Below are 25,643 nucleotides of genomic sequence, written 5' to 3'. Positions count from 1 at the left end.
CGAGAATGAGGATTGCTAAGGTCCTTGTTCCCGCCCCTGCCGGAGGCACTTTCCAGGTGAAGAAGCCTATCGGGTCCTATCCGCATATCTTTGTCCGGGATGGCGGCCGGGCCGTGGTCTCGCAGGCCGGTTCGGTCCTGCTGGTCGAAACGGCCCGTAAAGCCGGCCTCGACCAGGCCATATCCGCAGCACTCGCTCCCTGGCGGAAACCGCGGGCCATCCACGACCCGGGCAAGATCCTCGTGGACCTCGCTTTGGCGGTCGCGCTCGGTGGGGACTGCCTCGCCGACATCGCGATGCTGCGGGCCGAGCCAGCCGTGTTCGGGCCGGTCGCCTCCGACCCGACGGTCTCCCGTCTGATCGACAGCCTCGCCACCGCGGGCGAGGAAGCACTGGCCACCATCCGCACCGCGCGATCTGAAGTGCGCCAACGCGCCTGGACGTTGGCCGGCAATCGGGCACCGGACACCGGTGGGCAGGTGATCGTGGACCTGGACGGAGTCCTGGTCATCTCCCACTCCGACAAACAGGATGCCGCTGCGACTTGGAAGAAGACCTACGGTCACCACCCGCTGATGGGGTTCGTCGACCACGGGCCGGGCGGGACCGGCGAACCCGTCGCCGCTCTGCTCCGACCCGGGAACGCGGGCTCGAACACTGCCGCCGACCACATCGAGGCCGCCCGCCTCGCCCTCGCCCAACTGCCCAAGAAGTACCGGCGCGGGCGGCAAACCCTCATCCGCTGTGACTCCGCGGGCGGCACCCACGAGTTCGTGGCCTGGCTCGCCCGGCGCGGGCGCTGGCTGTCCTACTCCGTTGGCATGGTGATCACGGGGGCCATCCACCAGCACGTCCTGAAGATCCCGGCATCGGCCTGGACCCCGGCCGTCGAGACCGGCGGCGAGGTCCGCGACGGGGCGTGGGTCGCCGAACTCGCCGGTGACATCCTTGAGGGCTGGCCGAAGGGCATGCGGCTGATCGTTCGCAAGGAACGGCCGCATCCCGGTGCCCAGTTGAGGATCACCGACGCGGATGGCATGCGGGTCACATGCTTTGCCACCAGCACCGCCGACCTTCCGATCGCCCAGCTTGAGCGCCGTCACCGCCTGCGGGCCCGGGCCGAAGACCGGATCCGGGCCGCCCGCGCGACCGGCCTGCGCAACCTGCCCCTGCACGACACCGCGCAGAACAAGGTCTGGCTCGAGATCGTCCAGATCGCTCTCGACCTGCTGGCCTGGATGCCCATGCTCGCCCTGACCGGCCAGGCCCGCCTCTGGGAGCCCCGCCGTCTACGGTTCCGCCTGTTCTCCGCAGCCGGGCAACTCGTTACCACCGGCCGGCGCCGCATCCTCCGCCTCGCCCGCCACTGGCCATGGACCGGTGAGGTCACCACCGCCCTTGAACGTCTTGCGCTCCTGCCGAACCCCGGCTGACCAGCAACCTTCCCGCTCCTGCGAGAAACCCAATCCATACCGGAGCAGTGGAACCCGGCGTCCACCCGAGACGACACCCGGGCCCGCGCCCTGCCCACCGTCAGCCACAGAAAGCGCAACGGTCCACCGACTACGTCGACGGACCGTCACGAAAGATCGAGGCTAGGGCTCTCGCCCCTTAGGCAATCCCGAATTCCTCTTTCCATCACTGGGAACTGGGCTTCAAACAGTCTGGTCTTCGCCATATCACACGGACCTTGCGCTACAGCACCTTAAACGCCTTCGCAGCGCTTCACGCTTTCCCGCCATGCTGTTGTTCCCTCGCGCTTTCGCGTCCAGGTAAGGCGGGTGGTCCAGAGGCTCCTCCTTCCGAACCTCCACTCTCTGAAAGAGTGATCCAACGCCGAGTTAGACGGCGCAACTTCGCCCTGCGGACGGCTTTCCCGCCTGCCTCGGCCGGGCGTTAATCCGGCGACTACTACGGGGCCTCCGTCGCCCTAGGACTCGCATCCCGTAGGCGATCCCACGTTCGTTTCTGCTTGTTCGTTCTAGCGCGAGTTAGGCGTCCCACTCATCTCCTTGAATGCCCTCGCTGGGCATCGCTCCGCACTCCGGAAGTTGCTCCGACCACACCATACGAAGCCGGAGCAGAGCACGGCGCCGGTTTCAGTTGTCTTTCCTGCGGATGGGAACTTGCATCTTTTGGAGAATTGGGCTTGACCCAATCCAGTCTTCGCCATATCGCGCGGGCCACCCAGTACCCTGTCCCTGACAACTGGGCCCGGTCACTGGTTTTCTGACATGCTTTTGTCCCCTTCACCTTTCGGATCCAGGTAAGTCATCGGACCCAGGAACCTCCTTCCGAGTTCCTCCCGGCTGAACCGGGGATACAAACAGAGCGCCTCGTGGCGCACAAGGTCTGCTCGACGATCCACCGCTTCGGCGCCGGCGCGAAGTCCTTCGTGTGCGGATCGCGCTGCACCATCTCGATGTCGATGCCCAGGGCGGCGCCGTGGTCGATTACCGCGTTCTTGAAACCGGCGTTCACCCAGCCCTTGGTCACGGACGGGTTGTCCGCGGCGACCTGGTCCAGCAGCGTGATGCCGATGGCGTTGTCGTGCACGCTCGCCGGAACCACGATCACCGCGATGAGCAGGCCCAGGATGTCGGTGGTGATGCCCCGCTTGCGGCCCCGGCTCTTCTTGCCCGGATCCAGCCCCGTCGTGGCCTTGGGCGCGTTGACGGAGGCGTGCACGGTCTGGGTGTCCATCACGATCGCGGACGGGTCCTCACGGCGGCCGCGGCTCTCGCGCACCTGCCAGCGCAGCAGGTCGTGGATCACCTAGTCGGTGCCGTCGTCGCGCCATTTGCCGAAGTAGTAGTACACGGCGGTGTACGGCGGGAAGTAGTGCGGCAGGTAGCGCCATTGGCGGCCCACCCGGGCTTGGTACAGGATCGCGTCGACGATCTCTCGCATCTCGTACCGGCCCTCATGACCGCTGACCGAGCGGTGCTGTCCCTTCCAGGACGTGATGACCGGCCGGATCAGCTCCCACACCTCCAAGTCGCCCTCGCGTCAGCACCGCGCACTGCCGGGGCTGTCGCAGCGGCCGGCCACGCCGGCTGATCCGCGACACCGGCGCGGGAAGCGTCGGAGATGGGGGTGAAGATCAGCCAAGTGATGTCCCGTCAACCGTTCGCGCTGCGCCCGGTGGCCGGCCTGATGGCTCGACTTGCCGCTGGATCTGGCCGGTGTCCCGGATGGACCGTCTCATCGTCCAGGCAGTGCGTCGCGCCATGGGTCGGGTGTCAACCCTGCCGTTGAGGTTCCTCGCGGCGACGGCCGCGCTCTACGGGCGCTCGGCCATCGCTCACACCTCCAGCACCAACCGCTCTCCTTCCGGTGCACGCGAGACGCAGGGCAGCATGGCGCCGGCCGCACGTTCGGTGGCCGTGAGCCGACGGTCACGGTGATCGACATGGCCATGGGCCACCCGTACCCGGCAGGTGCCGCAGAACCCCTGGCGGCAGGAGAACGGCAGGTCCGGCAGGGCCTCGTGGAGAACATCCAGGGCGGAGCGGTCGTACGGCACTGGCAGAACCCGTCCGGTGTCGCCCAGTTGGAGTTCGAAGGGATGGCCGTCCGTGATCGGGGCCGGGGCGAAACGCTCGAAGTGCAGGGCGGACGCGCGGCTGTCACCGAACGCGCGCCGAACGCCGTCGATCATGGGTGCGGGCCCGCAGCAGTACACCGCACCCGTCGCCGGGCTCAAGCTCAGTAGATCGGCTGCTTCGGGCGCGCCGGACTCGTCGTCAGGACGGATGGAGACCCGGCCAGGGGCTGCGGCTGCGGCTGCGAGTTCGGCCAGCTCTGCCGCGAAGGGCATCGAGCTGCGGCTGCGGCCGGTGTGCACGAGCCTCCAGTCAAGCCCGCGTCGGGCGGCTTCCCGGGCCATCGGCAGGATCGGGGTGATTCCGATGCCGCCTGCGATGAGCAGGATGGACGTTTCGGCGGCGAAGGGGAAGGCGTTTCGGGGCCCGGTGATGGCGACCCGCATTCCGTCTGAGAGGGCGTCGTGTACCTCGGCCGAACCGCCTTGGCCGTTGGCGATGCGGCGCACCGCGATGCGGTACCGGTACCGGTCGGCGGGGTCGCCGCACAGAGAGTACTGCCGCTTGCGGCCGGAGGGCAGCTGCAGTTCGATGTGGGCGCCGGGCTGCCAGGGCGGGAGTACTCCCCCGTCAGATGCTGCCAGCCGCAGGGAGACGACATCCTCGGCTTCTTGGTGCTTGGCGGCGACCACCAGTTCCCGGATCACGGGCATCTCGGTGGCCGGCGGGCGCCTGGGAGGAGTGCTGCGCCGCGCGAGGCGCGTGACCGCGTGGTCGCTGAAAGCCGCCAGCTTCTGCATGAAGGAGTCGCCGCGCGGCCTGCCGTACAGGTCCGGCGGCCGAGTGGCGGGTGTGCCGATGTCCATGCGATGTCCCACTGGTTGCTGGGTCATCGGGCAGCCGCTCGGGCAGCGGGGGACGTTGCCAGGTAGGCGACCGCCTGCTGGGTCGAGCCCTCCTGGGTCGGGTGGTAGCCGGGGTGGAAGTAGCGCAGCACCGAGCGGGTGAACGAGACCGGCGGGGGCAACAGGTGCTTGCGGGCCGCGGTCAGGTAGTCGCGGAAGCGGACCTTGACCTGATCGTCGAGTTCGGGGTCGGCGCTCATCAGGAAGCGGACTCCGCGGATCCACAGCCGGGTCAGCACCGGAGTGGTGACGAGCATGCCGACCACTCGGCGCCGGTAGCGGGGATCGAGGTGCACCAGCAGGTCGAATGCGACCGAACGGTGTTCGACCTCCTCCGCGCCGTGCCAGCGGAACAGATCGAGCATCGCGGGGTCTGCGCCGGCCTGGTCCAGGTGCCCGTTGCTGAGAATCCAGTGACCCATGTACGCGGTGAAGTGCTCGAAGGCCGCTATGAGGGCGAGTCGTTGGAGGAGGTGCGCGTGTGTGGCGGCCGGGGTCAGCTCCGGCCGGTCTCCGAGCACCCTTCGGAAGATCCATTCGGACTGCTGGGTGTACGGAGCCGGGTCCAGCCCCTTGGTGAGCAGGTGCTCCAGGACCTCCTGGTGCGCCTCGGCGTGCATCGCTTCCTGGCCGATGAAGCCGCGTACGTCCTCGCGCAGCCGGTCATCGGTGATCAGTGGCAGTGCCTGCTCGAAGGTGCGCACGAACCAGCGTTCGAGCTCGGGGAGCATGAGGTGGAGCACATCGAAGGTGTGGGTCGCGAAGGGCTCACCCGGTAGCCAGTGGAGCGGGGTGGTGCCCCAGTCGAAGGTGACGTCCCGGGGTTGTAGCACCAGGTCGTGGTGGTCGATGGGCTCGGACGGACGTTCCAGGTGGGTATGTGCGGCTCGGAACATGACAGGTTCCTCCTCCGTCAGCGATCGGTGTGTGCGAAAGGGCGGTCAGGCAGTCGTCCAGTACTGCTGGTCTGTTGGGCTGTCAGATCGGGTGCGCGGTGTGGTCCGGAGCGGGGCGGGAGCCGTCTTCGATGCGGTTGGCGAATTCCGCGATCCGGGACGCGATCTCCTCGGGGTGGCTGAGCTGTACCCAGTGCCCGGCGTCGATCGGGCGCCGTTGTATCTGGCCCGTCCAGTGCTCCACTCCGTACGACAGCACCGGGGTGACGCAGAAGTCGCGGGTGGGGATGATGAGTTGAATCGGGACGGTGGTCGGCCGGTCCCGGGGACGCAGCAGGCGGGGCAGCATGTTGGCGCGGTACAGCGCGGTGCCGGACACGGCGTCGCGGGCCAGCGTCGGCGCGGGGTAGGGGGTGTGCCCGGGCACGCCTTGGGAGCCGGTGAGGAAGGTGCGCCAGCGGTGTCCCAGTGCTCTCCAGGTCAGGGCGGGCAGGAGCGGAAGATGGAAGTAGGCGATGTACCAGGACCGTGCGGCCTGCCGCAGCATCTTCGGCAGATCCGGATGCCGCGGCCGAAGGCGGGCACGGATCAAATGGCCGACGTGGTCCAGGCAGGGTCCGGAGATGGAGGTGAACGAGGCGATCCGCCCGGCCAGGCGGGTGCCGGTGACCGACTCCCAGGAGTGGATCGATCCCCAGTCGTGTCCGACCAGGTGCACCGGGCGGTCGGGGCTCACGGCGTCGAGAACCGCCTCCAGGTCGGCTTCCAGGCGGGACATCCGGTAGGCGCGCAGTCCCCTGGGCCGGTGGGAGGCACCGGCTCCCCGCACGTCGAAGGCGGTGACGTGGAAGCGGTCGGCCAGGCGCTCGGCGACCGGGCGCCACACGGCGCTGGTGTCCGGATAGCCGTGGACCAGCACCACCGGAGGAGCCGTGGACGCTCCCCATTGGTAGGCGGCCAACTCCACGCCGTCCGCAGCGATCCGGCGGGCGGCCGGGCCGGTCATCGGCCACCACCGGCAGGGGTCAGTTCGCCGTAGTTCAGACCGCCGTGGAAGAAGCTGGGCAGCACCGGCCAGTGCCGCTTGAAGGGGGCCAGCTCCGAGGAGGGCAGGATCTGCAGCCAGCGCGGATCGCGCCGGCTGGGGTCGGCGAGGGTCTTCTCCTTGACCATGGAGTCGTACTGGTCGAGAGAGTCCTCCAGGGTGTTGGCGTTGGGCACCACCTCATGGCCGTAGAACGCGGCGTGGCGGCGCACCCCGGGGATGCGGGAGAGCTCGGGCTGCCAGTTGTCGGCCGAGATGCCGTTCTCGGAGGAGACCCACACCCCGTCGGGAGTGTTCAGCACCAGTGAGTGGTTGCCGTCCGTATGGCCGGGGGTCCACAGCAGGCTGACGCCGACACCGAGTTCGACATCGCCGTCGAAGGCGGTGACGCGCTCGTCCGGTACCCCGTCCATGCCTCCATCGACGTACCAGGCCCACTGCATCGGATGCACCGATTCGAAGGTGCCCAGCTCCCTGCGGTGCACCAACAACCGGGCGCGCGGGAACAGCGCTTCACGGGGCGCCCGTTCACCCGGAATCGTGCTGGTACTTCCCATGATCATGCGCACGTCCTGGACGTGCAGGTGGTCGAAGCTGACGAAGTCCACGTCCTCGGGTCGCAGACCGCAGGAGGGCAGGACGGTGTTCGGGTCCTGGTAGAAGCGGGCGAAGACATGCTCGGTGAGAAAGTCCCCCGCCAGCCGCTTGAGCTGGGCGTAGAACGGCGCTTGAGCCGTTCCGGCGGCGACGGTCGGCTCCCACACCAATGTCTTCAGCTCACCGTCGAAGCCGTCGAACTGCACGACGAGCATCCGGTTGACAATGCTCACGAACGGGTTGACGGCGAGCGCGGCGCCGTGGAAGCCGAACCGGGTCGGGTACGGGGCGGCGGCGATGTCGAAACTGCGGACGGCGTGGATGCGGCCCTGCTGGATGAACCGCTCACGGTAGGTGGCCGCGGCGCCGCGCACGGCGCGCAGCCGGTCACCGCGGGGCCATACGTCGTGGACACCTTCGAATTCGGGGATGGGACGCGGAGCGGCGGCGTCCTGGGCCTTCTTCGCGCTGGGCGTCGGCTTGGGCGTGGTGGTCACGGGCTCATCCTTCGGGCAGGCGGGCGGTGCGGGTGCGCTGTTCGTAGGCCGCGCGGACCGACCGGTCGGACAGGGCGGCGAGCTGGTTGGGGACAAGGACGTGATGCAGGGCGTCGCGGGCACGGCCCGGCAGCACCGCGGCCAGCCGGGTCAGGGCGGCTATCTGGCGTGGAACGAAGACCTCGAACCGCGGGCGCAGCACGACGTCGAGCACCGCGTCGGCCACTTGATCCGTCGTCAGGCGTCGGGTGGGGCCGGTCGCGGTGCCCAGGGCCAGCTCGGTGTCCACGACGCCGGGCATCACCAGGGACACGTGCACACCGGTGCCGCGCAGTTCGGCACGGACGGCTGTGCTGTAGCCGTGGAGGGCGTGCTTCGTCGCCGCGTAGGTCGCCTCGCCGGCCGGGGCGACCTTGCTGGCGGCGGAGGCGATGTTCACCACGTGGCCGCGACCGCGTTTCCGCATCCCCGGGATCACCAGTTTCATCCCACGCAGTACGCCGTGGACGTTGACGTCGAACTGGCGCAGGGCGGCTTCCTCCGGTTCCTCCTCGAAGGGGCCCACCCACATGATTCCGGCGTTGTTGATCAGTACGTCGATCGGCCCCAGCCGGGTCTCGACGGTGCGCAGGAAGTCTCCGAAGGAAGGTGTGTCGGTGACGTCGAGAGACAGCCCGAGCAGTCGGCCACCGGGACGCGCGCCGATGGCACCGGCCGTCTCCCTGGCGAGCTCCGCGTCGAGATCGCCGATCGCCACGGCGGCTCCGGCCGCGGCGAGCCGGGCTGCGACGGCACGCCCGATTCCGCGGCCCGCCCCGGTGACCGCGATCACTCGGCCGGTCAGCGGTTGTGTGCGGGAGAGCCTGTCGCGGTCTCTCCGGCTGAACGTGTACGGGGATTTGGGCGGTACTGCCACGGTCGAGCCCCTTCCTTGCCCTGAGCACGAGCGGACCGCCGAGCGGCAAGCGGCCCCCACGCATTTCTGACACGACGCCATGTCAGATGAACTGACAAGCTAGAGTGTCAGTTCGGAGCACACCGGTGTCAACACCTCTGCGAAGGGGAAAAATGACCGGCACACAGACCGCCGGGCGGCGCTACGGCGGACGCGACGCGGCGCAACGCCAGCAGGAGCGCCGCACCCGCCTCATCCAGGCGGGCCTCGACCTGTTCGGCACGGTCGGATACGCCTCGGCCTCCGTCAAGCAGGTGTGCTCGCATGCCGGACTGACCGAGCGCTACTTCTACGAGTCGTTCCGCGACCGCGAAGACCTTCTCGCCGGGGTCTACAACGAGCTGATCACTACGATCAGCGCCGAAACCGCGCAGGCCGCAGCCGCCGCCGCACCCGATGTCGACGCCCAGCTGCGCGCCGGCCTCGAGGTCTTCATCCGCACACTGGCCGGCGACGCCCGCAAGGCCCGCCTGGTGCTCATCGAGGTCGTGGGCGCCAGCCCCCGCCTCGAAGTGCGTCGCCGTGAGGTCCTGCACGAATTCGCCGCAATGGTCGCCGCCGTCGTCGGACCGCTCCCTGGCCCGGAAGCCTCCTCCAACCGGCTCACCATGACCGCGATGAGCCTGGTCGGCGGAGTCAACGAACTCCTCGTGGACTGGACCCTCGGCCACCAGAACGCCACCGTCGAAGAACTGATCGATCTGTGCTACACCCTGTTCACCGCGGCCTATCGAGCCATCAGCGATCAGCCCTGATCCCGCGGGCCCGGATTCCTCAGGAGCTTCTGCACCGGACGGCAGCCCACGCCCCCTGCTCAACGGCCCGGCGCACTCGGCGGCCCTGGTTCGATCAGGCAGGCCGACGGGAAACATTGCGCAATGAACGCAGGTGCGGCGCACCTGCCGGCTGTCGGACGGGTTCCATACCCATCATCCATCCGGAAGCGACGGGGGGCGATCGGGCTGAGGGGCCGCGAACCATGACGGCACTGTTGCGTCGCGGGAGCTGCTGAACGATGAGGGATCACCCACCGCCTGCGCCCCCGCACTGTCCCGCGCCCGGGGGCCCGGCCCGCGCCGGACGGACCCTGCCGCTATTGCTGGGCGCCCGCAAATGCCCAGGCCCGCCAAGTGCCGGTGTCTCTCGACCGCAGTCACTGTCCGTATTCGTGCGGTGGACGCATTCGCCACAATCGAGTACTGCACCTCGTCAGTGATCACCGTCGGCGGCATCGGGCTCGTGCCCGTCTCACCGGACGCCGCTGAGGGCTTCTACCGCCTGGTGGCTGCCGCGACGGTGTATCCCTGCATCTGCATCTGGAGCGTTTCGGGGTGTGCCGAGATCGGCCGCATGTATCCGATCGCCATTGAGCTGCTCATGGCACGGGAGGCCCACTCGTGCCGCTCATCCTTGGCCACCTCTCGAACGCCAGGCGGGCGTTCTTCCGTGCTCCGCGTCAAGGCGGCGGCGACGATCGCCTTCTCGCCCGGGAAGGGTCGGAAGAGGTACGGCTGCGTGACACCGGCACGCTTGGCAATCGCCTCGGCAGAGGTGCCGTAGCGGCCCTTGAGCGCAAACTCGCGATCGCGGCGGGGGGATGACGCTGTCGCGTCTCTCCTGCCTGCTCATCCGGCGCGTGCCGCCCTGCCGGCGGGCGCCGGTCAGCTCAACCTGAAGTCGGCCGGTGACGCGGCCCGAGATCAGTTCCGTTCTTGAGCTTGCGCAGTGGAAACCGATCGGTTTACAGTGAGACTAAGGGGAAACCGATCGGTTTCCCAAGCGAGTTCGGGAGTGCATGATGACGACAAAACGACCGGTGGCCCTCGTGACGGGCGCGTCCTCCGGCATCGGCAAGCAGACCGCGCTCGCGCTGGTCGCGGCGGGTTTCGAGGTGGCCGGCACAGGCCGCGATACCTCACGTGTCGCCCCGCTCCAGGGTGTGACGTTCTTCGACCTCGACGTGGTCAGTGACAAGTCGGTCACCGCCGTGGTCCAGCAGGTGATCGACCGGTTCGGGCGGATCGACGTCCTGGTCAACAACGCCGGCATCGGCTCGATAGGCGCGGCCGAGGAAACCTCCGTCGCGCAGGCCCAGGGCGTCTTCGACATCAACGTCTTCGGGGTCATGCGCATGGTGAGGGAGGTCCTGCCGCACATGCGTGCCCAGGGACGCGGGCGCATCATCAACCTCTCGTCGGTGCAGGGCTTCATCCCCGCTCCCTACATGGCCGTCTACGGCGCGTCCAAGCATGCGATCGAGGGCTACTCTCAGTCCCTGGACCACGAGGTCCGGCAGTACGGCGTCCGCTCGCTCCTCGTCGAACCCGCCTACACCAGGACGGGATTCGAGGCCAACAGCGCGAAGCCCGACACCCCCCTGCAGACCTACGCCGACCAGCGGCACGTCTTCGACCGCCTGATGACGGAGGCGATCAAGGACGGCGACGACCCCGCCGTGGTCGCCAAGGCGATCGTCACGGCGGCGACCGACGCGAAGCCGAAACTGCGCTACGCCGCCGGCCCCATGGCCGGACGCGCGCGCCTACTCCGCTTCGTTCCCGCCTGGGTCTTGGACAAGCAGATCCGCACGATGAACAAGCTGGCCGGCTGACACCTGCAACCCGCCACCTGCAACCCGCCAATCCCATCGCGCCGTTGATACCGGGAGAGACCCATGTCCGAGACCCCGCACTCCGCCGCGGCTACCGTCGCGAGCTGGCGCGCCGCCTCAGAACGCGGTGACGTCGACGCCGCGGCCGCCTGCCTGAGCCAGGACGTCGTGCTCAGCTCGCCGCTCACCGACCAGTTCCGTTTCGAGGGACCTGACCAGCTGCGCTCCTTCCTGACCTCGGCGTTCACGGCCGTTCAGGACATCCGCTTCCACACCCAGACCGGCGAGGGCGACGCATACTCGCTGTTCTACCGGGCTCGGGTGGGATCCCAGCCGTTCGAGGAGGCGCAACTGCTCCGGCTCGACGACGAGGCACGCATCAAGGAGATCACACTCTTCGGGCGTCCGATGCCGGCCCTCACCGCCCTGATGATCAGCGCGGGGTCGGAGCTCGCCCGCCGGCAGGGCCGCCGGGGCGTCGCGGCGCTCATGCGCGCCAGCGCCGCGCCAATACACGCGATGGTCACCTTCGGGGACCGCCGCGTGGTCCCGCTGACCCGGCCGGCAGCCCGGCGGACCTGAGAGCACCAGGTCCACCGGCCGTTTGGCCCCGTTCCCCACCTCCATGAGTTGGCGGTAGCCGCAGCCGATGTCCCCGGCGGACAGCTTCGGGTCGCAGAAACGCAGGAAGTACTTGCCATCCAGGTGGGCTTCGGCTCGCCATGACCACGCGGGCGAAGCCGACTCCCCGAGAGCGGCTGCTGGAGGCGGCGTCCTCCACCGGCCACGGCAGCGTCCGGCCGATCCCCCACATGTCAGGGCGATGCGGCAACTCGCCTCGCTTCCCTGCGACTTGACCCACCAGGAGACGCTCGCATGAAACGACGTACGTTCCTTACGGCGACCACCGCGTCGCTGGCCGCCACCCAACTCGCCGGACCCGTCTACGCCTCCGCCTCCCCCTCCCGTTCAACAGCCGGTCACTACGAGGTCGTTGCCCGCTTCTGGGGCGCGATGCCGACGGGTGTCACCGTCTCGCGCCGCGGCCGGGTCTTCGTCAACTTTCCCCGCTGGGGCGACGACGTCCCGTTCACCGTCGCCGAACTGCGGGGCGGGAAGCCGGTGGCCTACCCCGACGCCGAGGTGAACCGCGAGGACTCCTCCGACCTGGCCGGGCATTTCCAGTCGGTGCAGAGCGTCGTCGTCGACCCGGCCGAGCGGCTGTGGATCCTCGACACCGGAAGCCCGCTGTTCGCCGGGTCCTCCTACGGCGGTCCGAAGCTGGTGGCGGTCGACCTGCGCACCGACCGGATCGTACGGAAGATCCTCTTCCCGCCCGAGGTGGTGCCGGCGAACAGCTACCCCAACGACGTGCGCTTCGACCTGCGGCGCGGCGCCGAGGGCATGGCCTTCATCACCGACTCGGGCGGCTTGAACGGCGTGATCGTGGTCGACCTCGCCACGGGCCGCTCCTGGCGGCGACTGGCGGGGCACCCCTCGGTGCTCGCGGACGAGCGGTTCCTTCCGGTCATCGAGGGCGAGCCCTTCATGGTCCGCCCCGCGGGCGGCGAGCCCACGTACTACGAGACCGGCTCCGACGGCATCGCTCTCAGCGCCGACGGCACGCGCCTCTACTACTGCCCGCTCTCCAGCCGCCGGCTACATAGCGTGTCCACCGACGCCCTCGCCGACCCGGACGCCACGGACGCCGAGGTGGCGGCGACGGTCGAGGACCTCGGGTTCAAGCCGATGGCCGACGGCCTGGAGAGCGACGACAAGGGGCGGCTCTACGGCGGCGACCTGGAACACAACGCGATCTGGCGCAGAAGCCCGAACGGCACCTACCGGACCCTCGCCCAGGGGAGCGACCTGATCTGGGTCGACACCCTGTCCGTCGCCTCGGACCGGCACCTGTACGCCATCGCCAACCAGCTCGACCGGCTGTCGCCCTTCCACGAGGGCAAGGACCTGCGCCGCAAGCCCTATCTCCTGGTCCGCCTGCCGATCGACGCCGGGCCGGTCAGGCTCGTGTGACCTCGCCGGCCCGCGTCAGGCGGCCGCCTGGTCGATGGATCAGTGCGCACCCCAGCCGTGCAGCGGGCGACCTCGACCCGGGCGCTGCCCCGGGCGCGGACCCGGGCGGGGCAGGGCTTGCCGGTGTAGTGCGCGGTGATGCGGTCGGTATCGGTCAGACCATCGTCCCCGTACAACTCGACGGCGCGTACGGTTGGGCGGATCGGATCTCAGGGGGAGATTCTCGAGCAGTTCGGTGGCGAGAGGGCTCTCCGGGCGCGGCCCTCAACGCGCTGGCACCCGAGTCGGAGGCACGGTTCGAGTCGAAGTCGTACGGCTTTCGGCCTGGCCGTGGCTGTCATGACGCCATCGAGGCGATCTTCAATGCGGTCGGGGGCAAGAAACCGCACCGCCGGTGGAGTCTCGACGCGGACCTGGCAGGGGTGTTCGACCGCATCGACCATGGGCATCTTCTCCGTCAGCTCGGCACATCCCCGAGGGAACAGCTCAAGCAGTGGCTGAAGCCGGGCATGGTCGAGCGTGAACAGCTCACACCGACCGAGGCGAGGGCTCCACAAGGCGGGGTTATCAGCTCGACGCTGTTGAACGTCGCCCTGCATGGGCTGGATGAAGCCGCCGGGGGCCGGTACCTCCCTGATGGGATGAGGCACGCCGGTAGGTTGAAGCCGGGCACCCCCGTGGTGATCCGTTATGCCGACGATCTGGTGGCCTTGTGCGTCAGCGAGGAACAGGCCCGACAGGTCAAGCAGCAGCTCGCGGTGTGGCTGGCGCCGAGGGGACTGGCCTTCAACGAGGACAGCACGCGCGTCGTCCGCCTTGAAGGAGGCTCCGACGGCGTCGGCGGCGAGCATGAAGGTGGCCGCGCCGTGCCGGAGGTCGTGCGGCCGGACGGGCGGGAGACCGGAGGCGGCGGCGAGCCGCTCGAAGAGGTCGGTGACCTTGCCGGGGTGCGGCCAGGAGCCGTCCTCCTGGGAGAACCGGCTCGGGCCGCAGTGTGTGCAGGCTGCGGTTCTCCGTGTGTCCGAGGGACGGCCGCCGACTGGAGCTCAGCGCAGGCCGGCGAAGAGGTCGTTCTCGGGCAGGGGCGCGCCGGTGGTGTCGTGGACCCGGACGAACGTCTCCACTCCCATGAGCTGTGTGAACCTCTCCTTGCCCATCCGCAGGAAGAAGATGTTCTCACCCTGGCTGGCATGCGCGGCCAGCGCGTCGAACTTCTGGCCGCCGAAGTCGGTGGTGTCCACCCACGTGGTGATCTCCTCGTCGGGCAGGCCGATTTCGGGCCCCACTCCGGCCTCGGACGGACCCGGCTCCTCCCAGTCCGCGCCGAACTCCTGCATGATCTGCCCGAACTCCTTCATCATCGAGCGCGGCGCCGTCGTCCAGTACACCTTCGACGCCATCCCGGTCAGCGACAGCGCTGCCATCGTGATCCGATTCGCCTGGATGTGATCGGGGTGGCCGTAGAACCCGTTCTCGTCGTAGGTCACGACGACATCAGGCTCATAACGCAGCATCAGTTCGGCCAGCCGAGCGGCTGCCTCATCCACGGGCGTACTCCAGAACGATCCGGGCGCGGTGTTGGCCGGCCAGCCCATCATCCCGGAGTCGGCATACCCGAGTAGCTCAAGACGGTCGACCCCGAGGACGTCACAGCTGGCTTCGAGTTCGCCTCGACGCATCACGGCAACGGCAGCTGGATCATGCCCGGGGTCGCCCGGCTTGGTGCCCCCCGGACCGTCACCGCAGCTACCGTCGGTGCACGTGACGAGCACCGTGCGGATGCCCTCCGCCGCATAACGCGCCAGGACACCCCCTGTTCCCGTAGCTTCGTCGTCCGGGTGGGCGTGCACTGCCATCAGAGTCAAAGCCCGGTCAGCCATGAAATCCACCCCTGGTCGGTCAAGCGATCGAAGCCAGTCTGCGGCACAGCGATACGTGACCGCCCGCAGCCCGCCGAGTCCGTCCGGTGTCCCACAGGATCCGACCGGCCTGGGTTCACCCGCTGCCGTACTTCAACTGATCATTTTAGAACTGATCATCTCGGAACGGGCCCCGGTCGGATAGACCGGCCAGGGCAGCGGGGACTCATGTACCAACTCGCGGGACGCGACCGAAAGAGTCTCGCTGAACCGTACGTTCAGGACCGGAGCGGTACCGGCTCCTGGCTCACAGCACGTCCGCGAACCCCTGAACCTTCCCCACGCTCTCTCGCCACCCCGCTACCAATACCCCCAGTGCCCGCTCATAGCAGTCGGCGACCGCGAGCCCGGGCGGCTCGTTCCCCGACAGCACCAGGGACACCAGGCCATGGGCCGTTCCCCAGACCGACAGCGCGATGACCTCCGGGTCGGACTCCGAACTGAACTGCCCTGCCTGCTGTCCTCGCCGCACGGCGTCGACGAGGGGCCGGTAGGTCTCGATGGCCTCACGCGGCTTCTCCGACTCCGACTCGGACGGGCACTGGACGCTGCGGTCGGAGAAGAGGATTGCGTAGAGATGCGGGTTGGCGATGGCGTATTCGCGATAGACGAGCCCAAGTCGGATCACGTCGCCGGCCGGGTCGTCCGTCGGACGGATGGCTGCCAGGCGTGCGACGAAGAGCCGCGCGGCCTCCTCGTACAGGTTCCTGAGCAGGCCCGCCTTGTTGCCGAACAGCGAGTAGACCGCCGTGGTCGAGGTCTTCACGTCCGCAGCGAGCTGTCGCAGGCTCAGCGCGGCAGTGCCGCGGTCGAAGACCGTGGCGGCCGCGCGGTGCAGGAGCCGGAGCCGGAGTGCTTCGTCATGTGTCTTGAGCCTGGCCATGGCGCCATCGTATTGCAACGCCGTTACGAATGCTTCTCGGTATCGCTTTGGCTTGTTGTCGTCCGCTCCGCCCCGCGTCAGGACCCGCCGCTTCCGAACGAGCTTCTCTTGCATACCAGCAGGTCAGAGCAGAGGAGCTCGACCCCTCTCCGAATGAGAGGTGTGCAGCAGCGTTGCATCGAGCAATAAAAACACTGTTACGGTTCGTTCGGCGCCGACTTTCAGATGGTCCTGCCCGGCGCTGGCTAACGATCTAGGAGAAGTCATGTTTGAGGGGTTTGGGCGTCTGCTGCACCGCAGGCGAAAGCCGGTGCTGATACTGACCATGCTGTTCGCCGTCCTGTCCGGGGCCTACGGTGCCGGAGTCTTCGGCTCCCTGACACCGCTCGGCTTCCAGGACCCCGGCTCGGACAGCGTGCGCGCGGCCCACATCGCCGAGAAGGCGTTCCCGCAGCGGACACCTGACGCGGTGATCGTCTACCGCGACAAGGACCGCACCGTCGACGACCCGTCCTTCCAGCAGGCGGTCGTCAAGCAGTTGGAGTCCCTGCCGAAGTCGGAGGTGACCGGCTACCTGGACTTCTGGACGACCAAGATGTCGGCGCAGGTCAGCCACGACCGGCACGCCACCTACGTCGCCCTGAACCTGCACGGCAGCAGCGAGAAGGCCAAGGAGGACGCGTACAAGGCCGTCAAGGACAAGATCCCGGCACCCGGCCTTCAGACGTTGCAAGGCGGCACGGTGCCCACCGGCCACCAGGCGAGTGAGAAGATCGAACATGACCTGAGAACCGCGGAAATCATCTCGGCCCCCGTGCTCTTCCTGCTCCTACTGGTCGTGTTCGGCGGTCTGACCGCGGCCTTCCTCCCGCTGCTTGTCGGCGTGCTCTCCATCCTCGGTTCGATGGCCGTCCTGCGGACCATCGCGAACATCACCGATGTGTCCGTGTTCTCCATGAGCCTGGTCACGATCCTGGGTCTCGCGGTCGCCATCGACTACGGCCTGCTGATCGTGAGCCGTTACCGCGAGGAACTGGCGGCCGGCTACACCGGCGAAGCGGCGATCGGGCGCACCCTCGCCACGGCCGGGCGCACCGTGATGGTTTCCGGCACCACAGTCGCGGCGGCGCTGGCCGGCCTGACCCTCTTCCCGTCGACGTTCCTGAAGTCGATGTCGTACGGCGGTGTGGCAGCGGTCCTGCTGGCGGTGCTCTTCTCACTGGTCGCGCTGCCCGCACTGCTCGCCGTGATGGGACCGAAGGTCAATGCCTTCCCGCTGCGCCGCAAGAAGGCAGGGCGGCCGACGGCGGCGGGCGAAGGTGCCTGGTACCGGTTCGGGCACGGCCTGATGCGGCGGCGGTGGGTCGTGGTGGTGGGCGCGGTGGGCCTGCTGCTGACGCTCGCCCTGCCGTTCTCCAAGATCGAGTTCGGTTCCATCAACGCGCAGCAGCTGCCGAGCAGCTCCGAGGGCCGCCAGGTCTTCAACGCCATGGAGCACGACTTCGACGGCGACGCGGTGAAGTCCATCGACTCGCTGCTCGTGCTGAAGTCCGACGGGACCTCGAAGGAGCAGGGCGCGGCGCTGAAGGCGTACGCCGAGCGGCTCGGTGCCACCGAGGGCGCCACGAGCGCCCGGATCAGCGGCGTGGAGGGCACCACGGCCCGGGTGTCGGTCACCTACGACGGCAATCCCATCTCGACCCACGCGCGCGACCTGGTGAACCGGCTCAAGGACGTCCCCGAACCGCCGGGCGCCCGGGCGTACTTCGGCGGCGAGTCGGCGGTGTACGACGACACCCTGGACGCACTGGGCGAGACCCTGCCGTGGATGCTGCTCTACATCGCGGTGATGACGTACCTCCTGCTGTTCCTCGCGTTCGGCTCGGTGCTGCTGCCGTTGAAGGCGATCGCGATGAACATGCTGTCGCTGTCCGCGACCTTCGGCGTCCTGGTCTGGATCTTCCAGGACGGCCATCTGCACAACCTGCTCGGCTTCGATCCGACGGGCAACATCGAGCCCAACATGCCGATCATGCTGTTCGCGCTGATCTTCGGGCTCTCCATGGACTACGAGGTGTTCCTGGTGTCCCGGATGCGGGAGCAGTACGACAAGCAGGGCGACAGCACGGAAGCCGTGGCGACCGGGCTGCAGTCCATCGGCCGCCTGGTCGTGAGCGCGGCGGTGCTGATGTGCGTGCCGCTCGCGGCGATCGGGATGAGCGATGTGCTGACCATCAAGCTGTTCGGCGTCGGCATGGTGTTCGCGGTCCTGGTGGACGTGCTGGTGGTGCGCGTCCTGCTGGGAACGGCCGTCATGAGGCTGCTGGGCAGGGCGGCCTGGTGGGCTCCGGGCCCACTCGCCCGCTTCTACGACCGGTTCGGCATCAAGGAGACCGACGTGCCGGAGGACACCGACGAGCGGGTCCCCGTCGCCACGGGCTGAACCCTCCCGAGAGGCCGAAGTGCCTTCACCCGGGGCACTTCGGCCCTCGCTGCCGTCGCGAGCGGGGGGTGTCGGCGGTGCACTGCTGGGGACTCACTCCTCCGGATGCTCGCCCCGCCCGCATGTACGGCGATCATGGCGACGGTGGTTCGCGTCCTCCTGGGCCAGGCGCCGTAGCAGCCGGACGACCGGCTCGAAGAGCACGGTGAGGACCACCGCTCGCTCCGCGAGGGCGATGCGGTCCTCGATCCCGTCGAACTGCGCGAAGTCCAAGTCCGCGGTGGAGGTGGCGAGCCGTGCGTAGGGGATGAGGTCGTCGGCCGTGTAGTCGGTGCCGAGGCGGCTCAGCGCCGCGAGACTCTCGGCGAGCGCCGGGCGGTGCGGCGACGCATCGGAGATCTGCCAGCCCATGGTCCCGATGAGAGCCTCGACGCTCGCTGCGGCTCCTTCGCCCGACACGGCTTCGTCGACAGCGCTGTCCGGCCCGTCGTCGTCCTTCGCGCCCTTCGCGTTCTTGTCCGCGGAGGGCACGGGCAGCGCATGGTGGACGACGCCCAGGGTCTCGAACGCATCCAGTGGACGGTCCACCGCATCGAGCACTTCACGGGTACGCGCGACAGACAGCCCGCCGAGCTGGATGAGAGAACGGATCAGACGGAGCCGCTGGATGTGCTCCTCGCCGTACTCGACCGCCGTCGGGTTCAGCGCGCGTCCCTCGGGAAGCAGCCCTTCCCGTCGGTAGTACTTGATGGTCGCCACCGGCACCCCGGACCGGCGACTGAGCTCTGAAATCCTCATGCGCTCCCTCACGCTCAACTGTCCCACCAGTATCGCGTTACGAGGGGTTGCCCTCGCGATCTCGATAGTGCCACTATCAGGTACTCGGTAGTAACACTATCGAGCGCCTCTTCGGTGTGCCCGCTTCTCCCGTGCGCGTGGACAACATGCTCCTGCGGAAGCCGCCTGCATCGCCGCGGCCGCACCCGGCCGTAGTTCTTCCCCCGCCCCGGGCCCGGGGCAGTCAGTCCTGGGTCCGGTCGTCTCGTACGCCTCGACAACGGAGGACCACCCCATGTCTCAGCGAATCGGCAAGACCCACTGGAAGCGCTTCGCCATCGGTGCGGTGCCGACGGTGGCCGCCACCGCGGCTGTCGCCGTCTCCATGGCCCAGGGCGCGCTGGCCGCTTCGTTCAGCATCTCCGGTTCCGACTTCCAGGTCTCGGCCGGCAAGTTGAGCGGCACCGGATTCGGCAACTACGCCACGGTGGACGTCGCCAAGAACGGCAAGCACGTGCCCGTCTCCGTCTCGTCCATCAAGAACGCGACGGTCACCGACATGTGCCAGTCCGTCCCGGTGGACATTCCCGTCCTCGGGACCTACACGATGTCGCTCAAGGCCGGCGGGTCGGGTACGCCGGTCAAGGCCAAGGACCTGTACATCGACATGACCGACCTCCAGGCCAAGAAGGGCACCTTCACGAACGTCGACATCGGCGTCGCCACCGGTTCCATGACCAAGGCTCAGGTCAACCCGAAGGACCACGTCGATCCCGACGGCTACGCCCAGCAGGCGGACGCGGTCGAGATCATCGATGCCCACCAGAAGGTCTGGGCCACGACTGCGGGAACGTTCGAACTGGCGGGCCTGCACATGAACATCGCCGCCGGCCGCCACGACTGCTTCTGACCCCGCCCGGCCCCGTCGTCTCCAGTGCGTGGAAGCGATACCGGCGACGGTCCGGGGCACCGGCGTCCCCACCCCCTCACGGACACCATGACTCGCTCACGACTTGGGAGCTGCCACATGACGAGTGCAGGCGCACCCGCGCACCCCCACAGTGACGGCGGCTTCGCCCGCGCTCGCCGGGACTTCCGGGCCTGGCGGCGCACCCGCCCCTTCTGGGCGGGCCTGCTGGTACTCCTCGCTGCCGCGCCCATCATCTACTTCCCGTACTTCAACCTCTCCCTGGGCGCCCTGTCCGTGGCGATGTCCACCACCGCGGGGGCAGGATCCCTGGTCATCGGCCTGACGCTGATCGTCCTTGGCGGACTTCTCTGGTTCCAGCCGGTCATCAGGTTCTTCGCCGGCTGCGTCGCCGTCTTCCTCGGTGTGCTGTCGCTCCCCATCTCCAACTTCGGCGGATTCCTCGTCGGCACGCTGTTCGCGGCCACGGGCGGGCTCCTGGCCCTGGCGTGGGGTCCGGTGGACGGGCACCCGGCGGACCTGTCCGGCGGCGGCACCCAGGAGCCGTCAGGCGCCGCCGGCTCCGAAGGAGGTCCGGCACATGAATGACCCGTCACCCGACGCCCGCGGCGAGGCCGCAGAAGCCCGCTCCGCCCGGCAGTCGAGAGGCCGGCACGCCGTTCCCCGCACGTCAGCGCTGACGCGCCTGCGCCTGCCGCTCGGGAAGGCTCTCGCGCTGACCGCGCTGACCGCGCTGCCGACCGCCCTCATCCTGGGAAATCAACGCCTTCCCGAGTCCGCGGACACGAGCGCCACCGCGGCGCTCTCCGTTTCCGAAGAGGGGTCAGGCGCGCCTGGAACCAGCGGTGTCGACTGCGCCCGTCCCGACGGCACCTCAACCTCTGCGACGAACGCTCCCGCACACCCCACCCCGTCCGCTGATCCCCGCACGGTCGGCGCTCACCCGAGCGGGAAGCCCGTCAAGCCGCCGTCGCACGCGGACGACGAGGGAGCGGGCCCGACCCCAGCACCGACCGCCACTCCCACCCCCTCGCCCAGCGCAACCTCCGCCACAACGAGCCTCGCGGACATCCTCGATCCCCTCTTCCGCGACGACGCCGAGCAGCAAAGCCCGTCACCCGACGCGAGCCCCTCACTCCACGCGAGCCCTTCACCAAGATCGGCAACTTCGAGGCCAGAGTCCGGAGCACCGCCCGAGCCCCGGCTGTCCACCACGCCTGTATCACCTGCTCCCAGCCACCGGGCCGTCGAGCCGTCGCCCCGACCGGAGTCCACCGGTGGAACCTCCCGAACCTGCGACATCAGTGATCTCAAGGCCCCCGAGGAACATGAGGCCGGCCGATTCTCCGCCGAGGCATGGAACATGAAGGGGAGCCGCCTCGAACTGCACGACCTCGTCTTCGGCGGCGTGGTGACCGTGGACACGGCCGCCGGACCCAAGCGGGTGCTCAAGTTCTCCGCGGGGAGCGTCACGATCCGTGACCTGAAGATGGCCGTACCCGTCGGCCCGCAGATCCAGCACATCGACGGGGCGCCCGGCTCGACGTCCACGCTGCGAGGCGACGGCATCACCATGTACGTCGAAAGCCTGACGGGCACCCTCTCCGGAGTCGAAGGCGTTCCCGTACCGCCCGTCCTCCGCCTGCACCTCACCCCGGACACCATTCCGGAGTGGCTCTACGACACGGTCGGGAAGCTTGACCTCAAGCTCCAACTCGGCCTGGACGACGCCGACATTGACCAGGCCGGACAGACAGGCGGAAAACTCTCCATCCCGGGGATCCACGGGTACGGAACGCCACGCTGAAGCCAGCCGCAAGCGGCTGTGGTTGGTCGTGGTCATGGGTGACGACACCTGACCTGACTGCACGCCGAGCCCCAACGATGCACAGTTTGCTCATCGGCGACACCAGACCAGGAGTTTGCAGGCGCGGCTCGAGGCGACGTCGCCTCGAAGACACGGGAGAGGCAATGCAGCCAGGGGAGATGGAGCGCGTCGATCTGGGTGAGGTGCCGTATGAGGTGGCGCAGGCCGACATGGCCGGTTGGGTGGCCGAGCGGAAGCAGGGGCGTACTGGGGATCGGCTGTTTCTGCTCACCCACCCTCCCGTGATCACCTACACGGCGCGGACACCGGCCGACCAACTGCCAGAACCGGCTTCACCGATCAGCCTGGTCGAAGTCGACCGGGGAGGTCACGCCACCTATCACGGGCCAGGGCAGCTGATCGGGTATCTCGTGCTGAACGTACGCGAGCTAGGACCGCGCGGCTTGATACGACGGATCGAACACGCCCTGATCCGTGCGCTGGGATCACTCGGGTTCGAGGCGATACGCCGGGACACACCCCGAGGCGCCGAGAGCCTGGTCGGCGTATGGACCCCCGGCCACCGCAAAATCGCCTCCATCGGCATGCGCATCAGCGGAGGCGTGACCAGCCACGGATTCGCGCTCAACGTCGACCCGGACCTCGACGTCTACACCACGTTCACGGCCTGCGCCCTGCCCGGTGTCCGGATGACCTCGTTGGCTCAACTCGCTGCCGAACTCGGCCGGCCCACGCCCACGGAGGAGCAGGTGAGGGATGCTGTAGCCGACGCCGTAACAGCCGAGCTGGCGCCAACGCGCACACCCTCCTGAGCCGGGGCAGGCGCTTGCGCGGTGGCCGCCGCTCAGTTTCCAGTCCCCGCCTCCCGGTAGACCGTCGGCCATGGGCCGAACCGGCCCGGCATTTCCCGCCACTGACTGCTGGTGCGGAACCGCCAGATCCCCCCTCGCCCTGCTCACGCAGCCGTTCAGGGTACGGACCGTGCTCGCCCATCGGCAGGAACGGCTCGGTCAACTGCTCCTGCTTGTCGATGAGTTGCCTGCGCGTCACGATCGCCTTGCTACCGGCTTCGCCTCCCAGGCAGATCCGGATCGGCAAGATTGATCACGACATCACACAGGCCCGCCACCGGAGACCTGGCCGTGAACTTCCAGCTCCGCAGGGAGTCGGTGTCGATCGAGCCGGTAGAGCACGGTATCGGCTTCATCCGCACCCAGGCAGATCGAGGCCATCATCTGGAGCCGGCAGGTCACCGGGAGCCGGTAACGGCGACTGCTGGGCGGGCGGCCCCGATGGCCGCGTTCGGCGCGGCGGACCTGGAGGGCTTGCGCGACCGGAAGCGAACCACTCCACTCGCGGCTCGCACCGACCCGATGACAGGGATGGCGCCGGCACGCGGCTTCCTGGCGCTGCTGGGATATGGGCCAGCACCTCGACTTGGAAATTGTAAACTGATCGGTTTACGATGGGCTTGAAACCGACCGGTTTCATCAGTCGGAGTCCCGGCGGGGTGCTGCATCTCCGGTTCCGCGTCGACGGCCGTGTGTGCCGGGATTGAACGTTCCGAGGGTCGCCGGACCGCAATGAAGCTGTCCGTCCCTCTCCGAATATGAGTGTGTTGTCCGAGACCGGAGTAAGTCATGAGTGGGATTCACCCGTTCCGCGTCCTGCGTGCCAAACCCCTATGGATCGCCAATGGCGTCATCACGGGTGTTCTCGCGCTGCTGTTCACCGTGTTCTATGTCGGGGCCAATATCGATCCCGTCGATCACATGAAGAATCTGCCCGTCGGCCTGGTCAACGCCGACAAGGGGGCCGCTGTCGGTGGCAAGCAGGTCAACCTCGGGGCTCGGATCACCGAGTCGATCAAGAAGTCCACCGCGAGCGGGGACAAGATCGACTGGAAGGTGATGGACGAGAAGGAGATGAAGGAGGAACTCGGCAAGGGCAAGCTGTACGGCGCGCTCGTCGTCCCCGCCGACTTCACCTCCGCCACCACCGCACTCACCAGCGCCGCGACCACCGGGGCCCCGACCCGTCCGACACTGACGGTGCTGACTAACCAGTCCGCCGGCAGTGTGGGCTCCAGTCTGGCCCGGACTGCGACGACGCAGGCGGCCGAAAGCGCCTCGCTCCAGGTGGGCAAGGAGCTCACGTCCCAGGGCGGAACGGGGGAGGTGAAGCTGCCCGCCGCGGCACGCGTCCTGCTGGCCGACCCGGCCGCCGTCACCGTCGAGGACGGCCATCCCCTCGACTCGCACAGCGGCCTGGGCCTGACGGCGTTCTACTACGCCCTCGTCCTCGTGGTCTGCGGCATGCTCTCCGCCAACGTCATCAGCGGCCAGGTGGACCACGCCCTCGGCTACACCCACAACGACATGGGCCCGCTGCGCCTGCACCGCCCGCTGATCCGGGCGACCCGGGTGCAGACCCTCGCCATCAGCAGCACTCTCATGGCCGGGCTGTCCCTGCTGATGGGGAGCCTGGTCATGGCGGGCGCGGTCGGCCTCATGGGAATGCACGCCGCCCATCTGCCACTGCTGTGGCTCTACTCGGTGTGCGCCATCGCGGTCTCCGGGATCGGTGCGCTGACCCTGCTCGCCGTCTTCGGCACGCCCGGCATGCTGGTGGTCACGCTGGTCTTCATCGGAATGGCGGTGCCGACGGCCAACGCCACCACGCCGATCCAGGCGCTGCCCGGTTTCTACCGCTTCCTGGCGGAGTTCGAACCGCTGCGGCAGATCACCGGCGGCATCCGCTCGATCCTCTATTACGACGCCCAGGCCGACGCCGGCCTGACCCGGGGCTGGGTCATGATGGCCGTCGGCCTCGCGGCAGCCGCCCTCTTCGGCTTCGGCGTGACGGGCTGGTACGACCGCAAGGGGCTCCACCGTATTCCCGTCGAGACGGAGCCCGAGAAGACCGCTGCCCCGGCGTAGCGGAGGCGGCTCGCCCAAGACGGGGCCATTACTCGGAGTGGCCCCGGTGTGCGTCGCCCCCTGTGGGGACGAGAGGCGCGTGCACCATCAGGGCTCGGCGACGGTCTCTCCCCCGAGATCGTCGCCGAGCCTCTGAGCGGCCTTCAGGCGGCCGCGCGGCGGCGGGCGTCTTCCCGGCACTCTATGGAAACCGATCGGTTTCTTTTTCGTCCGATTCGAGTTAACCTCGCGGTATGACCACCAAAGTGAAGCAAAGCCCCCGGGAGCGGCTGCTGGAGGCAGCGGCCACGCTCACCTACCGCGACGGCGTCGGCATCGGCGTCGAGGCGCTGTGCAAGGCAGCGGGGGTGTCGAAGCGCTCCATGTACCAGCTGTTCGAGAGCAAGGACGAACTGCTGGCGGCGAGCCTGGAGGAGCGTGCCGCTGCCTTCGCGGCCGGTCTCCTGCCGGCGGCGGACGATGGCCGCTCACCCCGCGAGCGGATCCTGTACGTCTTCGAGCGGGTGGAGTCGCAGGCGGGTGCGCCCGGCTTCCAAGGCTGCCGGTACCTGGCTGTGCAGATCGAGCTCAAGGATCAGACCCACCCCGCGAGCCGGGTGGCCCACCAGATCAAAGCGAACCTGACGGCCTTTTTCCGTTCCGAGGCCGAACAGGGCGGGGCGAGCAACCCCGACCTGCTGGCCCGGCAGCTCATCCTGGTCTTCGACGGCGCCAGCGCCCGCGCGGGAATCCAGGCCGACAACCTGACCGGGCTCATCGCACCCACCGTGGTCACCCTGCTCGATGCGGCAGACATGCGCTGACGCGCCCCGGGTTCGAGCAGGCTCGGAGGCCGAAGCGC

The 25,643-nt window shown here is 68.4% G+C and carries 23 protein-coding genes and 2 pseudogenes; 13 read left to right on the top strand and 12 right to left on the bottom strand.

Annotated features, from left to right (window positions below):
* The first annotated feature begins 56 nt into the window (after window positions 1–56).
* Entirely contained in the window at window positions 57–1,433 is a 1,377-nt protein-coding gene (locus OG975_RS38905; RefSeq protein WP_406326719.1) for an IS1380 family transposase, read from the top strand.
* 838 nt (window positions 1,434–2,271) lie between these two features.
* Here the strand turns inward: OG975_RS38905 and OG975_RS38900 are convergent.
* The 7 genes from OG975_RS38900 to OG975_RS38870 form a co-directional block, all read right to left on the bottom strand.
* Window positions 2,272–2,775: a transposase gene (locus OG975_RS38900; RefSeq protein WP_406334187.1), complete on the bottom strand. Its 504-nt coding sequence runs from the start codon at window positions 2,773–2,775 to the stop codon at window positions 2,272–2,274.
* Window positions 2,776–2,991, bottom strand: coding sequence for a transposase (locus OG975_RS38895; RefSeq protein ID WP_406334186.1), 216 nt, complete (start codon window positions 2,989–2,991; stop codon window positions 2,776–2,778).
* Between the two features lie 313 nt (window positions 2,992–3,304).
* Window positions 3,305–4,411: a PDR/VanB family oxidoreductase gene (locus OG975_RS38890; RefSeq protein WP_406334184.1), complete on the bottom strand. Its 1,107-nt coding sequence runs from the start codon at window positions 4,409–4,411 to the stop codon at window positions 3,305–3,307.
* Window positions 4,412–4,434: 23 nt separating this feature from the next.
* Window positions 4,435–5,346, bottom strand: a complete 912-nt coding sequence (locus tag OG975_RS38885; RefSeq protein ID WP_330308412.1) for a metal-dependent hydrolase — start codon at window positions 5,344–5,346, stop codon at window positions 4,435–4,437.
* A gap of 82 nt (window positions 5,347–5,428) precedes the next feature.
* Entirely contained in the window at window positions 5,429–6,352 is a 924-nt protein-coding gene (locus OG975_RS38880) for an alpha/beta fold hydrolase (protein WP_406334183.1), read from the bottom strand.
* Complete coding sequence (locus OG975_RS38875; RefSeq protein ID WP_406334181.1) at window positions 6,349–7,485, bottom strand: hypothetical protein; 1,137 nt, start codon at window positions 7,483–7,485, stop codon at window positions 6,349–6,351. The genes OG975_RS38880 and OG975_RS38875 overlap by 4 nt, the downstream gene beginning before the upstream one ends.
* A 4-nt stretch (window positions 7,486–7,489) precedes the next feature.
* Entirely contained in the window at window positions 7,490–8,401 is a 912-nt protein-coding gene (locus OG975_RS38870; protein WP_406334179.1) for an SDR family oxidoreductase, read from the bottom strand.
* A 152-nt stretch (window positions 8,402–8,553) separates the two neighbouring features.
* Between OG975_RS38870 and OG975_RS38865 the strand changes: the two genes are divergently transcribed.
* Complete coding sequence (locus tag OG975_RS38865) at window positions 8,554–9,195, top strand: TetR/AcrR family transcriptional regulator (RefSeq protein ID WP_406334177.1); 642 nt, start codon at window positions 8,554–8,556, stop codon at window positions 9,193–9,195.
* 516 nt (window positions 9,196–9,711) lie between these two features.
* On the opposite strand, the gene OG975_RS38860 is transcribed toward OG975_RS38865, so the two are convergent.
* A complete protein-coding gene (locus OG975_RS38860; RefSeq protein ID WP_406336670.1) occupies window positions 9,712–9,978 on the bottom strand; it encodes a hypothetical protein in 267 nt (88 codons plus the stop codon).
* 260 nt (window positions 9,979–10,238) lie between these two features.
* On the opposite strand from OG975_RS38860, the gene OG975_RS38855 reads away from it, so the two are divergent.
* The 4 genes and pseudogenes from OG975_RS38855 to OG975_RS38840 all read left to right on the top strand — a co-directional run.
* The gene (locus tag OG975_RS38855) at window positions 10,239–11,051 is read left to right on the top strand and encodes an oxidoreductase (protein WP_406334176.1); all 813 of its coding nucleotides are present in this window, start codon (window positions 10,239–10,241) and stop codon (window positions 11,049–11,051) included.
* 63 nt (window positions 11,052–11,114) lie between these two features.
* On the top strand, window positions 11,115–11,633 hold the full coding sequence (locus tag OG975_RS38850) for a nuclear transport factor 2 family protein (RefSeq protein ID WP_406334175.1): 519 nt from the start codon (window positions 11,115–11,117) through the stop codon (window positions 11,631–11,633).
* A gap of 294 nt (window positions 11,634–11,927) precedes the next feature.
* Window positions 11,928–13,085: an L-dopachrome tautomerase-related protein gene (locus OG975_RS38845; RefSeq protein ID WP_406334174.1), complete on the top strand. Its 1,158-nt coding sequence runs from the start codon at window positions 11,928–11,930 to the stop codon at window positions 13,083–13,085.
* A pseudogene (locus OG975_RS38840) lies at window positions 13,082–13,885 on the top strand (reverse transcriptase/maturase family protein); the annotation flags it as partial. The gene OG975_RS38845 and the pseudogene OG975_RS38840, both read left to right, overlap by 4 nt.
* A gap of 246 nt (window positions 13,886–14,131) precedes the next feature.
* Here OG975_RS38840 and OG975_RS38835 read toward each other — a convergent pair.
* Together OG975_RS38835 and OG975_RS38830 are read right to left on the bottom strand one after the other, a co-directional pair.
* On the bottom strand, window positions 14,132–14,965 hold the full coding sequence (locus tag OG975_RS38835; protein WP_406334172.1) for a PIG-L family deacetylase: 834 nt from the start codon (window positions 14,963–14,965) through the stop codon (window positions 14,132–14,134).
* Between the two features lie 286 nt (window positions 14,966–15,251).
* Complete coding sequence (locus OG975_RS38830) at window positions 15,252–15,887, bottom strand: TetR/AcrR family transcriptional regulator (protein ID WP_406334171.1); 636 nt, start codon at window positions 15,885–15,887, stop codon at window positions 15,252–15,254.
* Window positions 15,888–16,152: 265 nt separating this feature from the next.
* On the opposite strand from OG975_RS38830, the gene OG975_RS38825 reads away from it, so the two are divergent.
* Entirely contained in the window at window positions 16,153–18,330 is a 2,178-nt protein-coding gene (locus OG975_RS38825) for an MMPL family transporter (RefSeq protein ID WP_406334169.1), read from the top strand.
* Between the two features lie 93 nt (window positions 18,331–18,423).
* Here the strand turns inward: OG975_RS38825 and OG975_RS38820 are convergent, their stop codons facing one another.
* Entirely contained in the window at window positions 18,424–19,128 is a 705-nt protein-coding gene (locus tag OG975_RS38820; RefSeq protein ID WP_381255707.1) for a MerR family transcriptional regulator, read from the bottom strand.
* Between the two features lie 274 nt (window positions 19,129–19,402).
* Between OG975_RS38820 and OG975_RS38815 the strand changes: the two genes are divergently transcribed.
* The 4 genes from OG975_RS38815 to lipB all read left to right on the top strand — a co-directional run bounded on the left by OG975_RS38815 (window position 19,403) and on the right by lipB (window position 22,675).
* A complete protein-coding gene (locus OG975_RS38815; RefSeq protein WP_330308400.1) occupies window positions 19,403–20,017 on the top strand; it encodes a DUF6230 family protein in 615 nt (204 codons plus the stop codon).
* A gap of 117 nt (window positions 20,018–20,134) precedes the next feature.
* Window positions 20,135–20,623: a DUF6114 domain-containing protein gene (locus OG975_RS38810; RefSeq protein ID WP_330308399.1), complete on the top strand. Its 489-nt coding sequence runs from the start codon at window positions 20,135–20,137 to the stop codon at window positions 20,621–20,623.
* Window positions 20,624–21,398: 775 nt separating this feature from the next.
* Window positions 21,399–21,842: a hypothetical protein gene (locus tag OG975_RS38805; protein WP_330308398.1), complete on the top strand. Its 444-nt coding sequence runs from the start codon at window positions 21,399–21,401 to the stop codon at window positions 21,840–21,842.
* A 164-nt stretch (window positions 21,843–22,006) separates the two neighbouring features.
* Window positions 22,007–22,675 (top strand): lipoyl(octanoyl) transferase LipB, encoded by a 669-nt coding sequence (lipB, locus tag OG975_RS38800; RefSeq protein ID WP_330308397.1) that lies wholly within the window; start codon window positions 22,007–22,009, stop codon window positions 22,673–22,675.
* 56 nt (window positions 22,676–22,731) lie between these two features.
* Here lipB and OG975_RS38795 read toward each other — a convergent pair.
* Window positions 22,732–22,913, bottom strand: a pseudogene (locus OG975_RS38795) (transposase); the annotation flags it as partial.
* A 590-nt stretch (window positions 22,914–23,503) separates the two neighbouring features.
* Between OG975_RS38795 and OG975_RS38790 the strand changes: the two are divergent.
* Window positions 23,504–24,802 (top strand): SNG1 family protein, encoded by a 1,299-nt coding sequence (locus OG975_RS38790; protein WP_406334167.1) that lies wholly within the window; start codon window positions 23,504–23,506, stop codon window positions 24,800–24,802.
* Between the two features lie 233 nt (window positions 24,803–25,035).
* On the top strand, window positions 25,036–25,605 hold the full coding sequence (locus OG975_RS38785; protein ID WP_406334166.1) for a TetR/AcrR family transcriptional regulator: 570 nt from the start codon (window positions 25,036–25,038) through the stop codon (window positions 25,603–25,605).
* Window positions 25,606–25,643 lie beyond the last annotated feature (38 nt).

Origin of the sequence: Streptomyces sp. NBC_00203 (genome assembly GCF_045206325.1) — a bacterium.
Classification (GTDB): domain Bacteria; phylum Actinomycetota; class Actinomycetes; order Streptomycetales; family Streptomycetaceae; genus Streptomyces; species Streptomyces lutosisoli.
This window is presented reverse-complemented; position numbering and strand designations above follow the sequence as displayed.

Excerpts from the sequence above, each read along its gene's own strand:
- OG975_RS38890 (WP_406334184.1), bottom strand. The coding sequence starts at position 4,411 with ATGGACATCGGCACACCCGCCACTCGGCCGCCGGACCTGTACGGCAGG.
- OG975_RS38885 (WP_330308412.1), bottom strand. The coding sequence starts at position 5,346 with ATGTTCCGAGCCGCACATACCCACCTGGAACGTCCGTCCGAGCCCATC.
- OG975_RS38880 (WP_406334183.1), bottom strand. The coding sequence starts at position 6,352 with ATGACCGGCCCGGCCGCCCGCCGGATCGCTGCGGACGGCGTGGAGTTG.
- OG975_RS38865 (WP_406334177.1), top strand. The coding sequence starts at position 8,554 with ATGACCGGCACACAGACCGCCGGGCGGCGCTACGGCGGACGCGACGCG.
- OG975_RS38855 (WP_406334176.1), top strand. The coding sequence starts at position 10,239 with ATGACGACAAAACGACCGGTGGCCCTCGTGACGGGCGCGTCCTCCGGC.
- OG975_RS38850 (WP_406334175.1), top strand. The coding sequence starts at position 11,115 with ATGTCCGAGACCCCGCACTCCGCCGCGGCTACCGTCGCGAGCTGGCGC.
- OG975_RS38845 (WP_406334174.1), top strand. The coding sequence starts at position 11,928 with ATGAAACGACGTACGTTCCTTACGGCGACCACCGCGTCGCTGGCCGCC.
- OG975_RS38835 (WP_406334172.1), bottom strand. The coding sequence starts at position 14,965 with ATGGCTGACCGGGCTTTGACTCTGATGGCAGTGCACGCCCACCCGGAC.
- OG975_RS38830 (WP_406334171.1), bottom strand. The coding sequence starts at position 15,887 with ATGGCCAGGCTCAAGACACATGACGAAGCACTCCGGCTCCGGCTCCTG.
- OG975_RS38825 (WP_406334169.1), top strand. The coding sequence starts at position 16,153 with ATGTTTGAGGGGTTTGGGCGTCTGCTGCACCGCAGGCGAAAGCCGGTG.
- OG975_RS38820 (WP_381255707.1), bottom strand. The coding sequence starts at position 19,128 with ATGAGGATTTCAGAGCTCAGTCGCCGGTCCGGGGTGCCGGTGGCGACC.
- OG975_RS38815 (WP_330308400.1), top strand. The coding sequence starts at position 19,403 with ATGTCTCAGCGAATCGGCAAGACCCACTGGAAGCGCTTCGCCATCGGT.
- OG975_RS38810 (WP_330308399.1), top strand. The coding sequence starts at position 20,135 with ATGACGAGTGCAGGCGCACCCGCGCACCCCCACAGTGACGGCGGCTTC.
- OG975_RS38805 (WP_330308398.1), top strand. The coding sequence starts at position 21,399 with ATGAAGGGGAGCCGCCTCGAACTGCACGACCTCGTCTTCGGCGGCGTG.
- lipB (WP_330308397.1), top strand. The coding sequence starts at position 22,007 with ATGCAGCCAGGGGAGATGGAGCGCGTCGATCTGGGTGAGGTGCCGTAT.
- OG975_RS38790 (WP_406334167.1), top strand. The coding sequence starts at position 23,504 with ATGAGTGGGATTCACCCGTTCCGCGTCCTGCGTGCCAAACCCCTATGG.
- OG975_RS38785 (WP_406334166.1), top strand. The coding sequence starts at position 25,036 with ATGACCACCAAAGTGAAGCAAAGCCCCCGGGAGCGGCTGCTGGAGGCA.